General features: G+C 63.7%; 22 protein-coding genes. All 22 read right to left on the minus strand.

Going from position 1 to position 17,630, the window contains the following annotated elements:
• Nucleotides 1–30: 30 nt before the first annotated feature.
• A complete protein-coding gene (nuoK, locus tag ASE90_RS09470) occupies nt 31–336 on the minus strand; it encodes an NADH-quinone oxidoreductase subunit NuoK (protein WP_055755914.1) in 306 nt (101 codons plus the stop codon).
• The gene (locus ASE90_RS09475; RefSeq protein ID WP_055999363.1) at nt 333–944 is read right to left on the minus strand and encodes an NADH-quinone oxidoreductase subunit J; all 612 of its coding nucleotides are present in this window, start codon (nt 942–944) and stop codon (nt 333–335) included. The genes nuoK and ASE90_RS09475 overlap by 4 nt, the downstream gene beginning before the upstream one ends.
• Nucleotides 945–1,056: 112 nt before the next feature.
• Nucleotides 1,057–1,542 carry an NADH-quinone oxidoreductase subunit NuoI gene (gene nuoI / locus ASE90_RS09480; RefSeq protein ID WP_055999366.1) on the minus strand — a complete coding sequence of 162 codons (486 nt, stop codon included), beginning with the start codon at nt 1,540–1,542 and terminating at the stop codon, nt 1,057–1,059.
• Nucleotides 1,539–2,564, minus strand: coding sequence for an NADH-quinone oxidoreductase subunit NuoH (gene nuoH, locus ASE90_RS09485; RefSeq protein WP_414882173.1), 1,026 nt, complete (start codon nt 2,562–2,564; stop codon nt 1,539–1,541). Before nuoH ends, nuoI begins: the two co-directional genes overlap by 4 nt.
• A gap of 26 nt (nt 2,565–2,590) precedes the next feature.
• A complete protein-coding gene (nuoG, locus tag ASE90_RS09490; protein WP_055999372.1) occupies nt 2,591–4,606 on the minus strand; it encodes an NADH-quinone oxidoreductase subunit NuoG in 2,016 nt (671 codons plus the stop codon).
• The gene (gene nuoF / locus ASE90_RS09495; protein ID WP_055999375.1) at nt 4,606–5,910 is read right to left on the minus strand and encodes an NADH-quinone oxidoreductase subunit NuoF; all 1,305 of its coding nucleotides are present in this window, start codon (nt 5,908–5,910) and stop codon (nt 4,606–4,608) included. The genes nuoG and nuoF overlap by 1 nt, the downstream gene beginning before the upstream one ends.
• Nucleotides 5,911–5,912: 2 nt before the next feature.
• Nucleotides 5,913–6,083, minus strand: coding sequence for a hypothetical protein (locus tag ASE90_RS09500; RefSeq protein ID WP_156355915.1), 171 nt, complete (start codon nt 6,081–6,083; stop codon nt 5,913–5,915).
• Nucleotides 6,080–6,760: a complex I 24 kDa subunit family protein gene (locus ASE90_RS09505; RefSeq protein ID WP_055999380.1), complete on the minus strand. Its 681-nt coding sequence runs from the start codon at nt 6,758–6,760 to the stop codon at nt 6,080–6,082. Before ASE90_RS09505 ends, ASE90_RS09500 begins: the two co-directional genes overlap by 4 nt.
• A complete protein-coding gene (locus ASE90_RS09510; RefSeq protein ID WP_235531740.1) occupies nt 6,760–7,092 on the minus strand; it encodes a nuclear transport factor 2 family protein in 333 nt (110 codons plus the stop codon). Before ASE90_RS09510 ends, ASE90_RS09505 begins: the two co-directional genes overlap by 1 nt.
• Complete coding sequence (locus tag ASE90_RS09515) at nt 7,089–8,312, minus strand: NADH-quinone oxidoreductase subunit D (RefSeq protein WP_055999383.1); 1,224 nt, start codon at nt 8,310–8,312, stop codon at nt 7,089–7,091. The genes ASE90_RS09510 and ASE90_RS09515 overlap by 4 nt, the downstream gene beginning before the upstream one ends.
• Nucleotides 8,312–9,169, minus strand: a complete 858-nt coding sequence (locus ASE90_RS09520) for an NADH-quinone oxidoreductase subunit C (protein ID WP_055999386.1) — start codon at nt 9,167–9,169, stop codon at nt 8,312–8,314. Before ASE90_RS09520 ends, ASE90_RS09515 begins: the two co-directional genes overlap by 1 nt.
• A complete protein-coding gene (locus tag ASE90_RS09525; RefSeq protein ID WP_055999390.1) occupies nt 9,166–9,735 on the minus strand; it encodes a NuoB/complex I 20 kDa subunit family protein in 570 nt (189 codons plus the stop codon). The genes ASE90_RS09520 and ASE90_RS09525 overlap by 4 nt, the downstream gene beginning before the upstream one ends.
• Nucleotides 9,726–10,100 (minus strand): NADH-quinone oxidoreductase subunit A, encoded by a 375-nt coding sequence (locus ASE90_RS09530; protein WP_055999393.1) that lies wholly within the window; start codon nt 10,098–10,100, stop codon nt 9,726–9,728. The genes ASE90_RS09525 and ASE90_RS09530 overlap by 10 nt, the downstream gene beginning before the upstream one ends.
• A 206-nt stretch (nt 10,101–10,306) precedes the next feature.
• Entirely contained in the window at nt 10,307–11,122 is an 816-nt protein-coding gene (locus tag ASE90_RS09535; protein ID WP_055999396.1) for an inositol monophosphatase family protein, read from the minus strand.
• 128 nt (nt 11,123–11,250) lie between these two features.
• The gene (gene efp / locus ASE90_RS09540) at nt 11,251–11,814 is read right to left on the minus strand and encodes an elongation factor P (protein WP_055999400.1); all 564 of its coding nucleotides are present in this window, start codon (nt 11,812–11,814) and stop codon (nt 11,251–11,253) included.
• A gap of 38 nt (nt 11,815–11,852) precedes the next feature.
• Entirely contained in the window at nt 11,853–12,437 is a 585-nt protein-coding gene (locus ASE90_RS09545) for a M23 family metallopeptidase (protein ID WP_055999403.1), read from the minus strand.
• Nucleotides 12,438–12,449: 12 nt separating this feature from the next.
• Nucleotides 12,450–13,475, minus strand: a complete 1,026-nt coding sequence (locus ASE90_RS09550; protein ID WP_055999406.1) for a L,D-transpeptidase family protein — start codon at nt 13,473–13,475, stop codon at nt 12,450–12,452.
• Between the two features lie 58 nt (nt 13,476–13,533).
• Nucleotides 13,534–14,217 (minus strand): thiamine phosphate synthase, encoded by a 684-nt coding sequence (thiE, locus tag ASE90_RS09555; protein ID WP_055999410.1) that lies wholly within the window; start codon nt 14,215–14,217, stop codon nt 13,534–13,536.
• 299 nt (nt 14,218–14,516) lie between these two features.
• Nucleotides 14,517–15,422: a fructose bisphosphate aldolase gene (locus ASE90_RS09560; protein WP_055999413.1), complete on the minus strand. Its 906-nt coding sequence runs from the start codon at nt 15,420–15,422 to the stop codon at nt 14,517–14,519.
• 29 nt (nt 15,423–15,451) lie between these two features.
• Nucleotides 15,452–15,784 (minus strand): type II toxin-antitoxin system PemK/MazF family toxin, encoded by a 333-nt coding sequence (locus ASE90_RS09565; RefSeq protein WP_235531741.1) that lies wholly within the window; start codon nt 15,782–15,784, stop codon nt 15,452–15,454.
• Nucleotides 15,775–16,011 (minus strand): ribbon-helix-helix protein, CopG family, encoded by a 237-nt coding sequence (locus ASE90_RS09570; protein ID WP_055755911.1) that lies wholly within the window; start codon nt 16,009–16,011, stop codon nt 15,775–15,777. Before ASE90_RS09570 ends, ASE90_RS09565 begins: the two co-directional genes overlap by 10 nt.
• 408 nt (nt 16,012–16,419) lie before the next feature.
• Nucleotides 16,420–17,610, minus strand: coding sequence for a phosphoglycerate kinase (locus tag ASE90_RS09575; RefSeq protein WP_055999416.1), 1,191 nt, complete (start codon nt 17,608–17,610; stop codon nt 16,420–16,422).
• Nucleotides 17,611–17,630: the final 20 nt, after the last annotated feature.

The raw sequence follows: 17,630 nt of genomic DNA on the forward strand, positions 1-17,630 counted from the left end.
GCACCCCCGAAACCCGAAAAGCCACCGGCATCACCCCTTCATCCGGTTGACGTCGTCGACCGCGATGGAACCGCGACCACGGAAATAGATGACCATGATGGCCAGCCCGATCGCGCTCTCCCCGGCGGCGACGGCCAGTACGAACATCGCAAAAATTTGACCGACGAGGTCGCCCAGCTGTGCCGAGAAGGCCACGAAATTGATATTCACCGCCAGCAGGATCAACTCGATCGACATCAGGATGACGATCAGATTCTTGCGGTTCAGGAAGATGCCGAGCACCCCCAACGTGAACAGGATCGCCGCGACGACCAGATAATGGGTCAGTCCGATCACAGCTCCACCCCCTGCCCAATGGGCTGATTGACGTTGCGAACGGCATCCTTCGCACGACGGTTGATCTGGCGATTGATGTTCTGCGCCTTGGCATCCGCCCGCTTGCGCTGCGTCAGCACGATCGCACCGATCATCGCGACCAGCAGGACCAGCCCGACACCCTCGAAAACATAGAGATAGCGCGAATACAGCAGCCGACCGATCGCCTCGATATTCGGCACCGCCGCTTCGGTCGGCGCGATGCGCCGCGCAAGGTCGATCCGGGCCGCCGTCCATGCATAGGCACCGACGATGAGTTCGACGGCGAGCAGCACCGCCAGCGCCAGCCCGGCAGGCAGGTACCGGACGAAGCCGGCGCGCAATTCGGTGAAGTCGATGTCGAGCATCATGACCACGAAGAGGAACAGGACCGCGACCGCGCCGACATAGACGATGATGAGGAGCATCGCGATGAATTCAGCTCCGCACAGGACCATCAGGCCCGCCGCGTTGAAGAAGGCGAGGATCAGCCACAGCACCGAATGGACCGGGTTGCGCGACGTGATCGTCAGCGCGGCCGATGCCACCACGACCGTGGCGAACAGATAGAAGGCGAGTGTCTGGATCACGAGCGCTGCTCTTCCCCCTGCCCGCCCCGCGTGTTGCTGCGGGACGAAACGCTAATCGATTGGCCGGCGAAGCGAGGTTTCTCGTCCCCGCCGGTACGGAATATGCGCGCCATTACCGATAGGGCGCGTCGCTCGCAAGGTTCGCGGCAATCGCGCGTTCCCAGCGGTCACCATTCGCGAGCAGCTTGTCCTTGTGATAGATCAGCTCCTCCCGCGTTTCGGTGGCGAATTCGAAATTCGGCCCTTCGACGATCGCATCGACCGGGCAAGCCTCCTGACACAAACCGCAATAGATGCACTTGGTCATGTCGATGTCGTAGCGGGTCGTCCGGCGACTGCCGTCCTGGCGCGGCTCGGCCTCGATCGTGATCGCCAGCGCGGGACATACCGCCTCGCACAGCTTGCACGCGATGCACCGCTCTTCGCCATTGGGATAGCGACGCAGCGCATGCTCGCCGCGGAAACGGGGCGAGATTGGATTCTTTTCGTACGGGTAGTTGATCGTTGCCTTGGCCTTGAAGAAGTACCGCAGCGTCAGCGCGTGCGCCTTCACGAACTCCCACAGGGTGAACGATCGGATGGTCTGGGCGATACTCATGCTGGCAATCCTACGCGCTGGATCATCAGCCAGCCCGACACGAGGAATACGAAGGTCAGCGACAGCGGCAGGAAGATCTTCCAGCCCAGCCGCATCAGCTGGTCGTAGCGGTACCGAGGCACCGTCGCCTTGATCCAGCTGAACACGAAGAAGAAGAAGAAGGTCTTCGCAAGGAACCAGATGATGCCCGGCACGAAATAGAGCGGAGCCCAATCGACCGGTGGCAGCCACCCGCCCCAGAACAGCAGGGCATTCAGCGCGCACATCAGGATGACGTTGGCATATTCGCCGAGCCAGAACAGCGCGAACGCCATCGACGAATATTCGGTCTGGTAGCCCGCGACCAGCTCCGATTCCGCCTCGGTCAAGTCGAACGGGGCGCGCGCCGTCTCGGCAAGCGAGGAAATCAGGAACACGACCGCCATCGGAAACAGCAACGGGTTGAAACCGAAACCATTGATGAAGCCGAAGATATGCGCTCGCTGTTCGAGGACGATCGTCGTCAGGTTGAACGATCCGGCCCACAGCACCACCGAGAGCAGCACGAAGCCGATCGCGACTTCATAGCTGACCATCTGCGCGGCGGCACGCAGCGCCGAATAGAACGGATATTTTGAGTTCGACGCCCAACCCGAAATGATGACGCCGTATACGCCCAGCGAAGAGGCGGCGAGAATGTAGAGCAGACCGACATTGATGTCCGCCACCACCACCCCGACGTCAAACGGGATTACGGCCCACACGATCAGCGCTACGGTGAAGGTGATGATCGGCGCCAGCAGGAACAGGCCGCGATTGGCCGACGACGGCACGATCGTTTCCTGCAGAAACACCTTCAGGCCGTCGGCAAACGACTGGAGCAGCCCGAACGGGCCAACGACGTTGGGACCACGCCGCAGCGCCATCGCCGCCCAGATCTTGCGATCGGCGTAAATGATCATCGCCACCGCCAGCATCAGCGGCAAGGCGATGACCAGAATGCCGATCAGCGTCGCAACGGTCCACGCCCAGCCATAGGGCATGCCGACAGTAGTTTCGAAAAACGAGGTCACTCGGCGGCCTCCGCGAAATCCTGGCCATGGACAAGTTCGGCCGAACAACGCTGCATCGTCGGGCTGGCCCGGCAGATCGCGTTGGTCAGATAGAAGTCGGTCACCGGGTAGGTCACCGTCCCCGAGGCCTTAACGTCGAGTACCGGCGGGTTCCAGTCAAACCGTACCAGACCTTCCTGACCCAGTTCGGGCACGGCCGCCGCCATCGCCGCACGGACGCCGTCGAAATCATCGAACGGCAGCGTCACGCCAAGCACTTCCGCCAGCGCGCGGAAAATCGTCCAGTCCTCGCGGGCGTCACCTGGCGGGAACACCGCGCGGTCACCCCGCTGCACACGGCCTTCCATGTTGACGTAGGTGCCGGCCTTTTCGGCGTAGCTCGCCCCCGGCAGAACGATATCGGCCGCCGCCGCGCCCTTGTCGCCATGATGGCCGACATACACCTTGGTCGCGCCAGCGAACTTGGCGAAGTCGACTTCGTCGGCACCGAGGAAAAATACCAGCTTCGGGTTCGCCGCGACGATATCGCCGATGCCACCCGGCTGCGCATAGCCGAGCATCAGGGCGCCCATGCGCGCGGCAGCGAGGTGAACGACGTTGAAGCCGTTCCACGTCGTGCCATCCTCGAGCGCCCGGACCAGATTGCCGTCCTGCGCCAGCTTCAAGGCCGCGCCGTGACCGTTCCGGAGCGCGGCGGGACCGACGATGACCATCGGCCGCTTGGCCGCATCCATCGCTTCGGCCGCACGGTCGGGCAGACCACCGAGCAGACCGAGATCGTCGCCCAGCCATTCCGCCTTGTAGGTCAGATCGACATTGGGGCCGATCGCGAACACCCGTGCACCCTTCTTGATCGCCTTGCGGACACGCGTGTTGATGAGGGGGGCTTCATGACGCAGATCGGTCCCGACCAGCAGGATCGCATCGGCATCCTCGACACCGGCGATCGTCGAGTTGAATGCGACGGCACCGAGATTGGTGACGTCGTAGTCCATGCCCGTCTGCCGCCCTTCCAGCAGCGACGAACCCAGTGCATTCACCAGCGCCTTGGCCGCGAACATGGTCTCGCAATCGAGCAGGTCGCCCGCGATCGCCGCAACCGACGATCCCGCATTGACCGCCGCGATGGCAGCGAAGGCGTCGTCCCATTCGGCCGCGACCAGCTTGCCGTCCTTCCGGACATAAGGCTTGTCGAGACGGCGACGGACAAGACCGTCGACGGCATGGCGCGTCTTGTCGTGCGCCCATTCCTCATTGACGTCTTCGTTCATCCGCGGAACGCAACGCAACACCTGCCGCCCACGGCTGTCGAGACGGATATTGGTGCCGACCGCGTCCATCACGTCGATGGCGAGCGTCTTCTTGAGCTCCCACGGACGCGCCTCGAACGCATAGGGCTTCGACGTCAGCGCACCGACCGGGCACAGATCGACGATATTGCCCGACAGCTCGCTCGATACCGCCTGCTCGAGATAGCTGGTGATCTGCATATTCTCGCCGCGATAGATCGCGCCGATTTCCTCGACCCCGGCGACCTCTTCAGCAAAACGGATGCAGCGCGTACACTGGATGCAGCGTGTCATCACCGTCTTGACGATCGGCCCCATATATTTTTCGGTGACCGCGCGCTTGTTCTCATCATAACGCGACTGGCCCCGACCATAGGCGACCGACTGGTCCTGCAGGTCACACTCGCCGCCCTGATCGCAAATCGGGCAATCGAGCGGGTGGTTGATGAGCAGGAACTCCATCACGCCCTCGCGCGCGGCCTTCACCATCGCGCTGTCGGTGCGGATTTCCTGGTTATCGGCGGCGGGTAGCGCGCACGAAGCCTGCGGCTTGGGCGGTCCCGGCTTCACCTCGACCAGACACATCCGGCAATTGCCGGCGATCGACAGCCGTTCGTGATAGCAGAAGCGCGGAATTTCCTTGCCCGCCGCTTCGCAAGCCTGAAGGACCGTCGCGCCCTGCGGCACTTCGACTTCGACCCCGTCTACTTTTACCTTCGGCATTATTCGGCCGCTTCCATCATGGGCGACATCCCGCCGCCGTTCTTCTCGTTGATCCGCCGCTCGAGTTCGGGGCGGAAATTCTTGATCAGGCCCTGGATCGGCCATGCCGCCGCGTCGCCCAGCGCGCAGATCGTATGGCCTTCGACCTGCTTGGTGACCTGTTGCAGCATGTCGATTTCGGACAGCTCGGCGTCGCCGGTGCGCAGCCGCTCCATCACCCGCCACATCCAGCCCGTGCCTTCGCGGCAAGGCGTGCACTGGCCACAGCTTTCATGCTTGTAGAAATAGCTGAGCCGGCTGATCGCGCGGACGACGTCGGTCGACTTGTCCATGACGATCACCGCCGCAGTGCCGAGACCCGATCCGACTGCCTTCAGGCCATCGAAATCCATCGGCGCGTCAATGATATGCTCGGCCTTGACCAGCGGCACCGACGATCCGCCGGGGATGACGCAGAGCAGATTGTCCCAGCCACCGCGAATGCCGCCGCAATGCTTGTCGATCAGCTCGCGGAACGGGATGCTCATCGATTCCTCGACGACACACGGCCGGTTCACATGCCCGCTGATCTGGAACAACTTGGTCCCGCGGTTATTCTCCGCACCGAAGCTGGCGAACCATTCGGGACTGCGGCGCAAGATCGTCGGCACGACCGCGATTGACTCGACATTGTTGACCGTCGTCGGGCAGCCGTAAAGTCCGGCCCCGGCCGGAAAAGGCGGCTTCAGACGGGGCTGGCCCTTCTTGCCCTCGAGGCTTTCGAGCATCGCGGTTTCTTCGCCGCAAATATACGCCCCTGCGCCACGGTGCGCGAAGACGTCGAAGTCATAGCCCGAGCCGCAAGCATTTTTGCCCAGCAGACCTTTGGCATAAGCTTCGGCGATCGCCGCGAACAGCGTTTCGGCCTCACGAATATATTCGCCGCGAATGTAGATGTACGCCGCCCGCGCACGCATCGCGAAGCCTGCGACCAGCGCGCCTTCGATCAGCTTGTGCGGATCGTGGCGGATGATCTCGCGATCCTTGCACGAACCCGGCTCGGATTCGTCGGCGTTGATGACGAGGAAGTTCGGCCGGTCGGGCTTGGGAGCCTTCGGCATGAACGACCATTTGGTGCCGGTCGGAAACCCTGCACCGCCGCGTCCGCGCAAGCCCGACGCCTTGATCCGGTCGATGATCGTGTCGGGACCAAGCTGCAACAGCGCCTTGGTATTGTCCCAGTCGCCCCGCATCACGGCGGCGTCGAGGTTCCATGGCTGGAACCCGTACACGTTGGTGAAGATGCGATCCTTGTCGGCCAGCATCCTTATCGTCCCTTCCCGATCGCCTTTTCGGCGACAAAATAAACGGCAACCATCGCAGCGATGCCGATGGCGACGCCGAGAAGTTTCAGCGCGCCAACGAACAGTTCAAGCGCGATCCACAACACGACGACACCGACCAGTGCCGCAATCAACAGGCTGCCCAGCGCCCTCACGAAGCCGTTCCCCATTCGGGTCGGTAATCGTGGTTCTCGGTCATCATCGCGGCGAGGTTGGTCGGTTCACCGACCGGTTCGACGGTGTGCCGGCCCGGCTCCTGCGTGCCGGGCTTGGGCCATTCACCCTTGCCCAACGCCTCGAGGATCGCGGTCATACGATCATAATCGAGATCTTCATAATTGTCGTCGTTGATCTGGACCATCGGCGCCGACGCGCAATTGCCCATGCACTCGACCTCGGTCAGCGTGAACAGGCCGTCGGGCGTGGTTTTACCCTTGGTCAGTCCACGATTCTTGCACGCCGCGAACACGTCGTCCGATCCCCGCAGCATGCACGGCGTCGTGCCGCAGACCTGCACATGATAGCGGCCAACTGGCGCGAGATTGAACATCGTATAGAAGGTCGCGACCTCGTACACCCGCATATAGGCCATGCCGAGTTCACGCGCGACGAACTCGATTACCGGTACTGGCAACCAACCCTGGGTATGCGTCTCGGCTCCGACCTGCCGCTGGGCAAGGTCGAGGAACGGGATGGTGCACGACTGCTGCCGCCCTTCAGGATAGCGCGCGACGATCTCGCGTGCCTTCTCGGCGTTGGCGGGGTTCCAGGCGAAATTGCCCCAGCGCGCGCGGACCTCCGCTTCGTCGGGGATGTTGGGGGCGTCGGCCATCAGCGAATAAACTCCACGCGGCTGACTTTGTCGCCGCTGAACGAATAGACGGTCATCACGTCGAACGGTTCGGCGTCGGCCGAACGGCGGACGCGTTCGTGCAGTACGACGCGCTCGCCCAGTTCGAACGACTGCAGGACTTCGGCATGGTTCTGCGGAAATTCGGCAAAGACCGTCGCCATGCCGCTTTCCACGCCAGCGCGGCCGTCACGAACCACGTCACCACGGTACTGGGCTTCATAGCCGTCATCAGCGAAGAAGGCGGCATAACCGCCCGCGTCGCGCGCATTGTAGCGCTCCATCATCGCCATCACGGTATCGAGGCGGCTCAACGGTCGCACTCCCCGAACACGATGTCCATCGCACCCAAAATGGCGGTGATGTCCGCGAGCATATGCCCCTTCGACATGAAATCCATCGCCTGCAGATGGCTGAACGCGGTCGGTCGGATCTTCACCCGGTACGGCTTGTTGCTGCCGTCCGAAACCATGTAGATGCCGAATTCGCCCTTGGGGCTTTCGGTCGCGACATAGACTTCGCCGGCGGGCACATGATAGCCTTCCGTGTAGAGCTTGAAGTGATGGATCAGTGCTTCCATCGACTGCTTCATCTCGCCACGCTTGGGTGGCACGACCTTGCGGTCGTCGCTGGCGATCGGCCCTTCGGGCATCTGTGCCAGACATTGTTTCATGATGCGTGCCGACTGGTACACTTCCTCGACGCGGACCATGAACCGGTCGTAGCAGTCGCCGCGCGTGCCGACCGGCACGTCGAACTCGACCCGGTCATAGGCGTCATACGGCTGCGCCTTACGGATGTCCCACGGGATACCCGCGCCACGAATCATCGGGCCGGAGAAGCCCCAGCGCACCGCGTCCTCCCGGCTGACGATGGCGATGTCGACATTGCGCTGTTTGAAGATGCGGTTTTCCGCGACGAGGCTGATTGCATCGCCGAACAGACGCGGCAGACGCGTGTCGAGCCATTCGGCGATATCGGTCAGCAGCTTGAGCGGAACGTCCTGACGAATGCCACCCGCACGCAGGAAGTTCGCATGCATCCGGGCGCCCGATGCCCGCTCGTAGAAATTCATCGTATCTTCGCGCAGCTCGAACATCCACAGGTTCGGCGTCATCGCGCCCACGTCCATGACATGCGAACCAAGGTTCAGCATGTGGTTCATGATACGGGTCAGCTCGGCAAAGAACACACGCAGATACTGGGCACGCAACGGCACCTCGATATCGAGCAGCTTTTCGACCGCGAGGACGTAGCTGTGCTCCATGCACATCGGCGAGCAGTAATCGAGCCGGTCCATGTACGGTAACGCCTGCGCGTAGGTCTTGTACTCGATCAGCTTTTCGGTACCACGATGGAGCAGACCGACATGCGGGTCGATCCGTTCGATGATCTCGCCGTCCAGTTCAGTGACGAGGCGCAAAACCCCGTGCGCCGCAGGATGCTGCGGACCGAAGTTGATCGTGTAGTTCTGGATCTCGACATCGCCAGGCGTCGGGTTCGCGGCGTCGATCTGGTGATCGTAATCGGCCATCACTTATTCTCCGCGGACGAAGCCGTCGCATCGGGCGAGGGAACGTCGGGATCGACCGGCTTGCTGTCGGCCTGATTACCGGGATGCGGCTTACCCGCGCCGGTATCGGCCGAACCTTCGGTCACCTTGGGCTTATCGACCTGCGGCGCAGCATCCTTGGTCCGTTCATCGGCGCGCTTGACCTGATCGGCAGTCGCCGTCGACTGTGCACCGGGAGCCTGTCCCACGGCAGGCTTCGGCTCGGCAGCCTTCTCATCACCCGGCAAGACGTATTCGGCGCCTTCCCATGGGCTCATAAAGTCGAAGGTGCGGAAATCCTGTGCCAGTTTGACCGGTTCATAGACGACGCGCTTGGCCTCTTCCGAGTAGCGCATTTCGACATAGCCGGTTAGCGGGAAGTCCTTGCGCAGCGGATGGCCGCGAAAGCCGTAATCGGTCAGGATACGGCGCAGATCGGCATTGCCCGTGAATAGTACGCCGTACATGTCGTACACTTCACGTTCGAGCCAGCCGGCATTGTACCAGATGCCAGTTACCGACGGCACCGGCAGTTCCTCATCGGTCGTCACGCGCACACGGATGCGATGGTTCCGTGTCATCGACAGGAGATGATAAACGACGTCGAACCGTTCGGCCCGCTCGGGATAGTCTACGCCGGCAATCTCGGCCAGCATCTCGTATTTGAGCCCCGGCGTATCGCGCAACGTTTCCATCGCAATGACCAGTCGATCGCGATCGACGGTCAGCGACACTTCGCCGACCAGATCCTGCGCGTGGACCAGCATATCGCCAAGTACCGCCGTCGCCGTCTCGACCACGCCGTCATTGGGTGCGTAGCGGGGTGCAGGCGCCCTCACCGTTCGATGCTCCCCGAACGACGGATTTTCCGCTGCAGCTGCATTACGCCGTAGAGCAACGCTTCTGCGGTTGGCGGGCAACCAGGAACGTAGATGTCGACCGGCACCACGCGGTCACAACCGCGAACGACGCTGTAGCTATAATGATAATAGCCGCCGCCATTGGCGCAGCTGCCCATCGAGATGACGTACTTCGGTTCCGACATCTGGTCGTAGACGCGACGCAGTGCCGGGGCCATCTTGTTGCACAGCGTACCGGCGACGATCATCACGTCCGACTGGCGCGGCGATGCCCGCGGGGCAGCGCCAAACCGCTCCATGTCATAGCGCGGCATGTTGACGTGGATCATTTCGACCGCGCAGCAGGCGAGGCCGAACGTCATCCACCACAGCGACCCGGTGCGCGCCCACTGGAACAGGTCCTCGGCCGAGGTGACCAGAAAACCCTTGTCAGTCAGTTCGCCGTTCAGGTCGTTGAAGAAACCCTGATCGGGAGCCTGCACCGGCACGCCGGCCGCGTTGCCCGCGCCAAATCCATGCGGCGGCGTCGTCAGTTCTACTCCCATTCGAGAGCTCCCATCTTCCAAGCGTATACGAGACCCAGCGCCAACTCGCCGATGAAGACCATCATCGACACCCACGCGGTCCAGCCAAGGTCAAAAACCGAGACTGCCCAAGGATATAGGAATGCTGCTTCCAGATCGAAGATGATGAACAGGATCGCGACCAGATAAAAGCGCACGTCATATTGGCTGCGCGAATCCTCGAACGCGGGAAAGCCGCATTCATATTCGGTCAGCTTTTCCGGTGTCGGCTTATGCGAACCGGTGAAACGCGATGCCACCATCGGCAGTACGACGAACGCCGTCGACAGGACCAAGGCAATGCCCAGGAACATCAGGATCGGCAGATATTGCGACAGGTCGACCAAGGCAGGGTCTCTCGCGGTTGCGGTATGGATGGAGCCGGCTTTAGGCCGATGCCGCGGGGGCATCAAGGGCGGAACAGGGTGAGAATCACTCTCATCTCCGCCGATGCCGGATACGGTACGGTTCACACCCCCGCGCAGGTACCGCACGGGGGTCAACGCGCTTGCCGTCGGTGCCCGACCACGCGGCCGGGCAGATCTTTATCTGCTCAGCGAAGGGCGCCGGCGACCAGCTTGTGCAGACGCGTCTGCATCTGTTCGTTGCTGGCCAGCACCTCACCCTTTTCATAGGCGCGATCGGCGCCGCGGTAATCGGTGACGAAGCCGCCCGCCTCGCGCACCAGCAACATGCCAGCGGCAATATCCCACTTCTGCAAGCCCGATTCCCAGAAGCCGTCGAAACGGCCCGCTGCGACATAGGCGAGGTCGAGAGCGGCTGCCCCGAAGCGGCGGATGCCGGCGACTTCCGGGGCGACCGCACCGAAGATCCGGGTCCACTCGGTAAAATTGCCATGGCCGAGGAACGGGATGCCGGTCGCGATCAGTGCCTCCGACAGGTCGCGACGCGACGATACGCGCAACCGTTGCCCCTGCAGCCATGCGCCCCGGCCCTTTTCGGCCCAGAAGCCTTCGTCGGTGATCGGGTTGTAGACCATCGCGGTCGTAATTTCAGGCTTGCCGCCCGCGCCGTTCGGCTCCTCGACCGCGACCGAGATCGCGAAATGCGGGATACCGTGCAGGAAGTTGGTGGTGCCATCGAGCGGATCGACGATCCAGCGCGGCTTGGTCGGGTCGCCCGCAACCTCGCCGCCCTCTTCCAGCAACATGCCCCAGTCGGGCCGTGCCTTGCGCAGTTCCTCGACCAGCGTTTCCTCGGCGCGCTTGTCGGCCAGCGACACGAAGTCGGCCGGCCCCTTGCGGCTGACCTGCAGATGCTGCACCTCGCCGAAATCACGGCGCAGGCGCGGGCCGGTCTTGCGGACGGCGCGTTCGATGACGGTGATGAGACCGGACTGGGCGGACATTTCTTCTGTTCCTATGACTTCTTTGCAGCGACACGGGCAAAGCCCGTGCCGTCGGTCGCAGCTATGCGCGCCGGCCGGGCTTGCGGATCGGGGAGTTAGCTACGCTAGTCCCTCTCGTCCGCTGCGCCTCAATCCGCCCTTCTGACATACGTCTGCTCATACACATCGACCACGATCCGCGTACCCGCAGCAATGTGCGGCGGGACCATTACGCGAACGCCGTTGTCGAGGACGGCCGGCTTGTACGACGACGAAGCCGTCTGCCCCTTCACCACCGCGTCGGCTTCGACGATTGTCGCCTCGATCGTGTCGGGCAACTGGACGCTGATCGCTTCCTCGTCATACATTTCCATCACGACGTCCATGCCGTCCTGCAGAAACGCGGCAGCGTCGCCCAGCAGGTCGCGCGGCAACGACACCTGATCGTAGGTAATCTTGTCCATGAACACCAGCATATCGCCTTCGGGATACAGGAACTGGAAGTCCTTGGTATCCAGCCGGATTCGCTCGACGCTTTCGGCGGAGCGGAAACGGACGTTGTTCTTGCGGCCGTCACGCAGGTTCTTCAGCTCGACCTGCATATAGGCGCCGCCCTTGCCCGGCTGTGTATGCTGGATCTTCACCGCGCGCCAGATGCCGCTTTCATACTCGATGATGTTGCCGGGGCGAATGTCGACGCCGCTGATCTTCATGACGAACCATACCTGTTGGAAAGAGCGAAGCAGCGCCCTTACCGCTCAGTCCGTCCGCGGGCAAGCAGCGGATAGGGATCGATCGCGCGGCCCTGGTGCCAGGCTTCATCGGGCAGCAGCCGTTCGATGCCGAAATGCAGATGGGTGTTTCCCGTTCCGGCGTTGCCGGTATCGCCGACCGTCCCGATCGTTTCACCGGCGCGCACCGGCATGCCTTCGCGCAGACCCGGCGCGTAGTTGGCGAGGTGCGCATAATAATAGGACAGCCGCCGGTCGGGAGCCCGGACATAGGCGGTCACCCCGCCGCCCCCGTCGCTGTAGAACAGCTTCTCGACGACGCCGTCCGCTGCCGCGACGACGGGCGTGCCGCCGGCGGCCATGATGTCGGTGCCGGTATGGCCGCGCGATCCGCCGCTGCGGCTTTCGCCCCAGCTGTCCCGGATATCGGTCCAGCGCACGCCCCGTACCGGCAGGACCAGCATTCCCGTCGGAGCCTTTTCTATCGACACCGGTGGGTTTGCGGCCCGCCGCGGTGCCGCCGCTCTGCCGAAATCGACCAGTAGCGCGGCGAGCGCGGCGAGCGCGAAGAAGAGACCGAGAAACGTCCAGCCGATCCGGTTCATAGCCCCTTGCCCTTATGGCTGGAAGATCGCCGGAGTGCCAGGCTTGACCATCAGCGACAGGCGGGCCGCGTCCCAGTTGGTCAGGCGGATACAGCCATTGCTTTCGGTCTTGCCGATATTCTGCGGCTCGGGCGTGCCGTGGATGCCGTAATGCTCCTTCGACAGGTCGATCCAGACCACGCCGACCGGATTGTTCGGACCGGGGGGCACGATCTCCTTGCTGTCCGATTTGTCTGCGTGGCGAAGAATGGCCGGATTATACTGCCAGTCGGGATTGGGAGCGACACCCTGAATCGTCCACTTCCCAATCGGCAGCGGATCGTGCGACGACCCCATCGTCGCCGGAAACTGGGCGAGGATGCGGTCGCCGGCATAGGCGCGCAGCCATCCTTCCGACTTGTCGACGACGACGCGGTCGGCCTGCGGCTGACTCGCATCGACGTTCAGATTGGCGAGCGTCTGGCGATATTCGGGCGACCAAGTGTCGGGATAAGCGCGCGAGGCGGGGAGAATATTGGGGAAGACGACGCGGGTGCCGGGGCTCAGCATCGTTTCCCGGCTGTTGAGCGCCACCAGCGTAGCGGGCGTGGTGTGGAACATCTCAGCCAGCTTTTCGAGCGGGGAGCGATAGCCGAGCGTGGTCAGCTTCGCCTGATCGGCATATTCCTTCGGGATCGGGTTGGTGTACGGACCGGCGAGCGCGCGGTCGGACAGGGTCAGCGTGACCGTCGCCGGGCGCATCCCGGGGTTGAGCGCGCGCAGGGTCGCAGGGTCGAGCTTGCCGGTGACGGGCAGATCACGGGCCGACTGAAAACCGCGCAACGCCTTGGCGAAGGCCGGGCTGTCCCGACCGTCGATCGTGCCGACGGTGAAGCCGTGCCGGTCGAGCAGGACCTGCGCATGCAGGACATTCCGATCGATCGCCGGGAGCCCCTGCGTTGCGGGCTTCGGTGCCGTGGGTGACGACGGTGCGGACGTCGGTGCCTGCGCCATCGCCGCGCCGCCCATCAGGATCGCCGCCCATGCCAGTCGCTTCATCACCCGTCCCCAAAGTCGTTGAGGCTGGATAACGAACGGACGGCAAAGACGTTTCCGACTATCCGAGAACCTCGGCAAAGGCGCGGACGGCGGCGGCTTCGTCGCCGCTCCACACCGCGCCCGAGACGGCGAGGAAGTCCGCGCCGGCAGCGACCAGCGGCGCCGCGTTGGCGGGGGTGATGCCGCCAATCGCGACGCTGGGCAGTTCGAACACCGCCGACCACCACGACAGGATCACCGGTTCGGCGACGTGCCGCACGTCCTTGGTCGTGGTCGGGTAGAAGGCACCGAAGGCGACATAGTCGGCACCGGCCTCCCCGGCCTCCATCGCGAGGTGGCGGCTGTCGTGTGCGGTCACGCCGATCTGGGCGTTAAGGCCGAGCACATCGCGCGCCTCACGCGGGTCGCCGTCCTCCTGTCCCAGATGGACGCCATCGGCACCCAGCCGCTTGGCTAGGCTGATGCTGTCGTTGACGAGGAACGCGACGTCCCGGTCGGCGCAGATGCGCTGGAGCGGTTCGGCCAGACGCGCGGCGGCGTGCTGGTCGATGTCCTTTACCCGGAACTGGAAGGCGGCGACGGGGCCGGCATCCAGCGCACGGGCAAGCCGGTCGGGAAAGGTGCCGGTCACGTCGAGCGGCGAAACCAGATACAGTTGGCACGGCGGGCGGCGCACGTCGCGAACGAACTGCTTCGCGAAATCGGGGGACAGCGGGCCGAGCGGATCTTCGTCAAGGGTCATGCCCCCTCCCTGCCCCAGCCGCGCGGCGGGTGGAAGGGCGCGTGGAGGCCAAAGGTCACAAAAGTCACACTCGCGCGGTTGGCGCGGATGACGAATGCGGGCCAAAGGTCACGAAGGTCACACTTGCACATTGTTGGTGCGGGTGTCGCAGTGCCGGGCCGATTGGTGATCCTCACCCTGGGTTCCGGATCGAGTCTAGGGTGACGGTATGGCACCGCGTCTGGCTACGATGGCAAAGAGCACCGGACGCGCGAACGTCCGATGCCCTTTTGTCACGGTTCGCGATCGGTAGGAAAGCGTTACGCGGCGACCAGCGTCTTTTCGGTCGAGGCGCAGTGGATTTCGTCGATCGCTTCACCCAGTGCCGCGTCGAATTCGGCGTCGGCCATCTGGTGACGCAGGTCCGACAGCAGCGCGCGGCTGAAGCTGGCGATGATACCGGGGTTCTTGGCCAGTTCGGCGCAGGCTTCGGTGCGGCCGAACCCGCCCGACAGTGCCACGACGCGCAGCACGCGCGGATGATCGACCAGCGGCTGGAACAGGCCCGGCGTGGCCGGCAGCGACAGCTTCAGCATGACCTTGTCATCGCCCGGCATCGCGTCGAGCGCCTTCAGCGTTTCGTCGAGCAGGATCGCGTCGGCTTGCGCACGCTCGGCACTCTTGATGTTCACTTCCGGTTCGATGATCGGCATCAGCCCGGCGGCGAGCACCTGCGCCGCGACCTCGAACTGCTGCTGGACGACAGCGGCAATGCCTTCGCGGTTGGCGAGGTTGATGACCGAGCGTTCCTTGGTGCCGAAGATGCCGAGCGCGGCGGCATGGGCGAGCAGTTCGTCGAGACCGGGGTTCTGCTTCATCAGCTGCACGCCGTTCGCTTCGTCCTCCAACCCCTTGTCGATCTTCAGGAACGGCACGACGCCCTTGTCGGCCAGCGCCTGCGGCACGGGCTTGCCTCCCGCCTGCCCATTCATGGTGCGTTCGAACAGGATCGCGCCGATCACCTTGTCGCCGGTGAACGCGTCCGACAGGATGATACGGGCCCGCATGTCGTGGATCAGGCCGAACATCTCCTCGTCGGTGCTCCACGCATCGTCCTCGACGCCGTAACCCTTCAGCGCCTTCGGCGTCGAACCGCCGCTCTGGTCGAGCGCGGCGATGAAACCCTGTCCGTCGGCAATCTTCGCAGTCATATCAGCGGTGTTCATGTCGATCCCCTTGGGTTCTCAAGAAAATGTCAGAGGGCGAGCCAGCGCCGTAGCGCCTGATCCACCTGCTCCATCGATGTTGCCGTCGCCTGACCGAGGACGCGGACGATGCGGCTGCGGCGCAATGTCTTGATCTTGTCGACCTGCGCCTCGCTTTCGACCGAGACCCCGGTCGCGTCGGAGGGCGCGAAGGGCACGCGGAACAGCGTCTCGCCGCCGGTCAGGCTGGTCATCGGGATGAGCGTAACTGAGGCATGGGCTTCGTTGAACAGGTCGGATTGCACGACCAGAAAGGGTCGGCGCTTGTTCGCCAGTGCCTCGGGTCCTTCAACCAGCACGATCATGCCGCGGCCTATTTCCACCGGCCATCCTCCGCTTCGACGCGATCGAAAAACGCCCAGTCGGCACCGTCGTCGCGGGCGGCGGCGCGTTCGGACTGGCGACGGGCTTCGGCGCGAAACGCTTCGTCATGGAGTTCGACGTACCGACGGACGGCATCGCGGGCGATGTCGCTCTTGGAACGGCCCTGCGACCGGGCGACGTTGGCCAGCCGCTCTTCCAGCTCGGTATCGAGTCGTACGCCTAGCACCCGGTGCCACCTCCGTTTAACGTGTTGAACGGGTACGGCAGGTTGCGGTTGGGATCAAGCGGGTTGTTTTGCGGGTGGCTGTTTCAGAAGAAGTTGGTTCGCGCGAAGGCGCGAAGGCGCAAAGAGAAGAATTGGTTCGTGCAGAGAGGCGGAGACGCGGAGGGGTTGCGGTCGCGGTACCGTCTCGCGTCAGCGAGACCTTCATTCTTTCGGCAACGAGCAGATTGGAGGCCGCTGGTGCGGCAGTCCGATCCGCAAGGACGACGTCCTCTACGCCTCTGCGTCCCTGCGCGAACCCTCTTCTCTTTGCGCCTTCGCGCCTTCGCGTGAACCAACTACCTTCCTGAAACCGAACGCCACAGCGCGTCGCCCCGGCAACAGTCCGGGGCGACGGCCTGCCGACAATCGTCAGCGCGTCAGGGCAGCAACGCCGGGCAATTCCTTGCCTTCCATCCATTCGAGGAACGCGCCGCCGGCAGTCGACACGAAGCTGAACTGATCGGCGACACCGGCCTGATTAAGCGCGGCGACGGTATCGCCGCCGCCCGCGACCGACACCAGCGATCCGTCGGCGGTCAATGCCGCCGCGGTCTTGGCCAGCGCGACGGTGGCGACGTCGAAGGGCGGGGTTTCGAACGCGCCCATCGGCCCGTTCCACACCAGCGTGCGGCAATTCTTGAGCACGTCGCCCAGTGCCTCGGTCGCGGCGGGGCCGACGTCGAGGATCATTTCGTCGGCAGCGACTTCGTGGACGTTGACGGTCCGGGTCGCGGGGTTCGGCCGAAATTCGGTCGCGACGACGACGTCATAGGGCAGGTGGATAGTGCAGCCTGCCTTCTCCGCCGCTTCGAAGATCGCTTCCGCCGTGCCGGTCAGATCGTGTTCGCACAGCGACTTGCCGACATTCACCCCGCGCGCGGCGAGGAAGGTGTTGGCCATGCCGCCGCCGATGATGAGGTGATCGACGCGGGTGACCAGATGGCGCAGCACGTCGAGCTTCGACGACACCTTGGCACCGCCCACCACCGCCGCGACCGGGTGCTGCGGGTTGCCCAGTGCCTTGTCGAGCGCATCGAGTTCGGCCTCCATCTGCCGTCCGGCAAAGGCGGGCAGCTTGTGGGCCAGCCCCTCGGTCGAGGCATGGGCGCGGTGCGCGGCGGAGAAGGCGTCGTTGACGTAATAGTCGCCCAAGGCGGCGAACCGGTCGATCACCGCCGGGTCGTTCGTTTCTTCACCAGCGAAGAAGCGGGTGTTTTCGAGAACGGCGATGTCGCCGGGGTTGAGCGTCGCGACATTCGCCTCGGCCCCTTCCCAATCGACATAGCGCACTTCGCGGCCGAGCACCGCCGACAGCGGCCGGACGACCTGCGACAGCGAAAACTCGGGGCTCGGCTGGCCCTTTGGACGGCCGAAATGGGCGAGGATCAGCACGATCGCGCCACGATCCGAAAGGTCGGTGACGGTGCCGACGGTGGCGCGCAGGCGGGTGTCGTCGGTGACGGCGCCATCGGCCATCGGTACGTTCAGGTCCTCGCGGACCAGCACGCGCTTGCCGGTGAGGTCGCCCATGTCGTCGAGCGTCTTGAAATTGCGGCTCATGTCTTCGCTCCCTAATGCCG

Source organism: Sphingomonas sp. Leaf67 (assembly GCF_001421965.1).
GTDB lineage: Bacteria > Pseudomonadota > Alphaproteobacteria > Sphingomonadales > Sphingomonadaceae > Sphingomonas.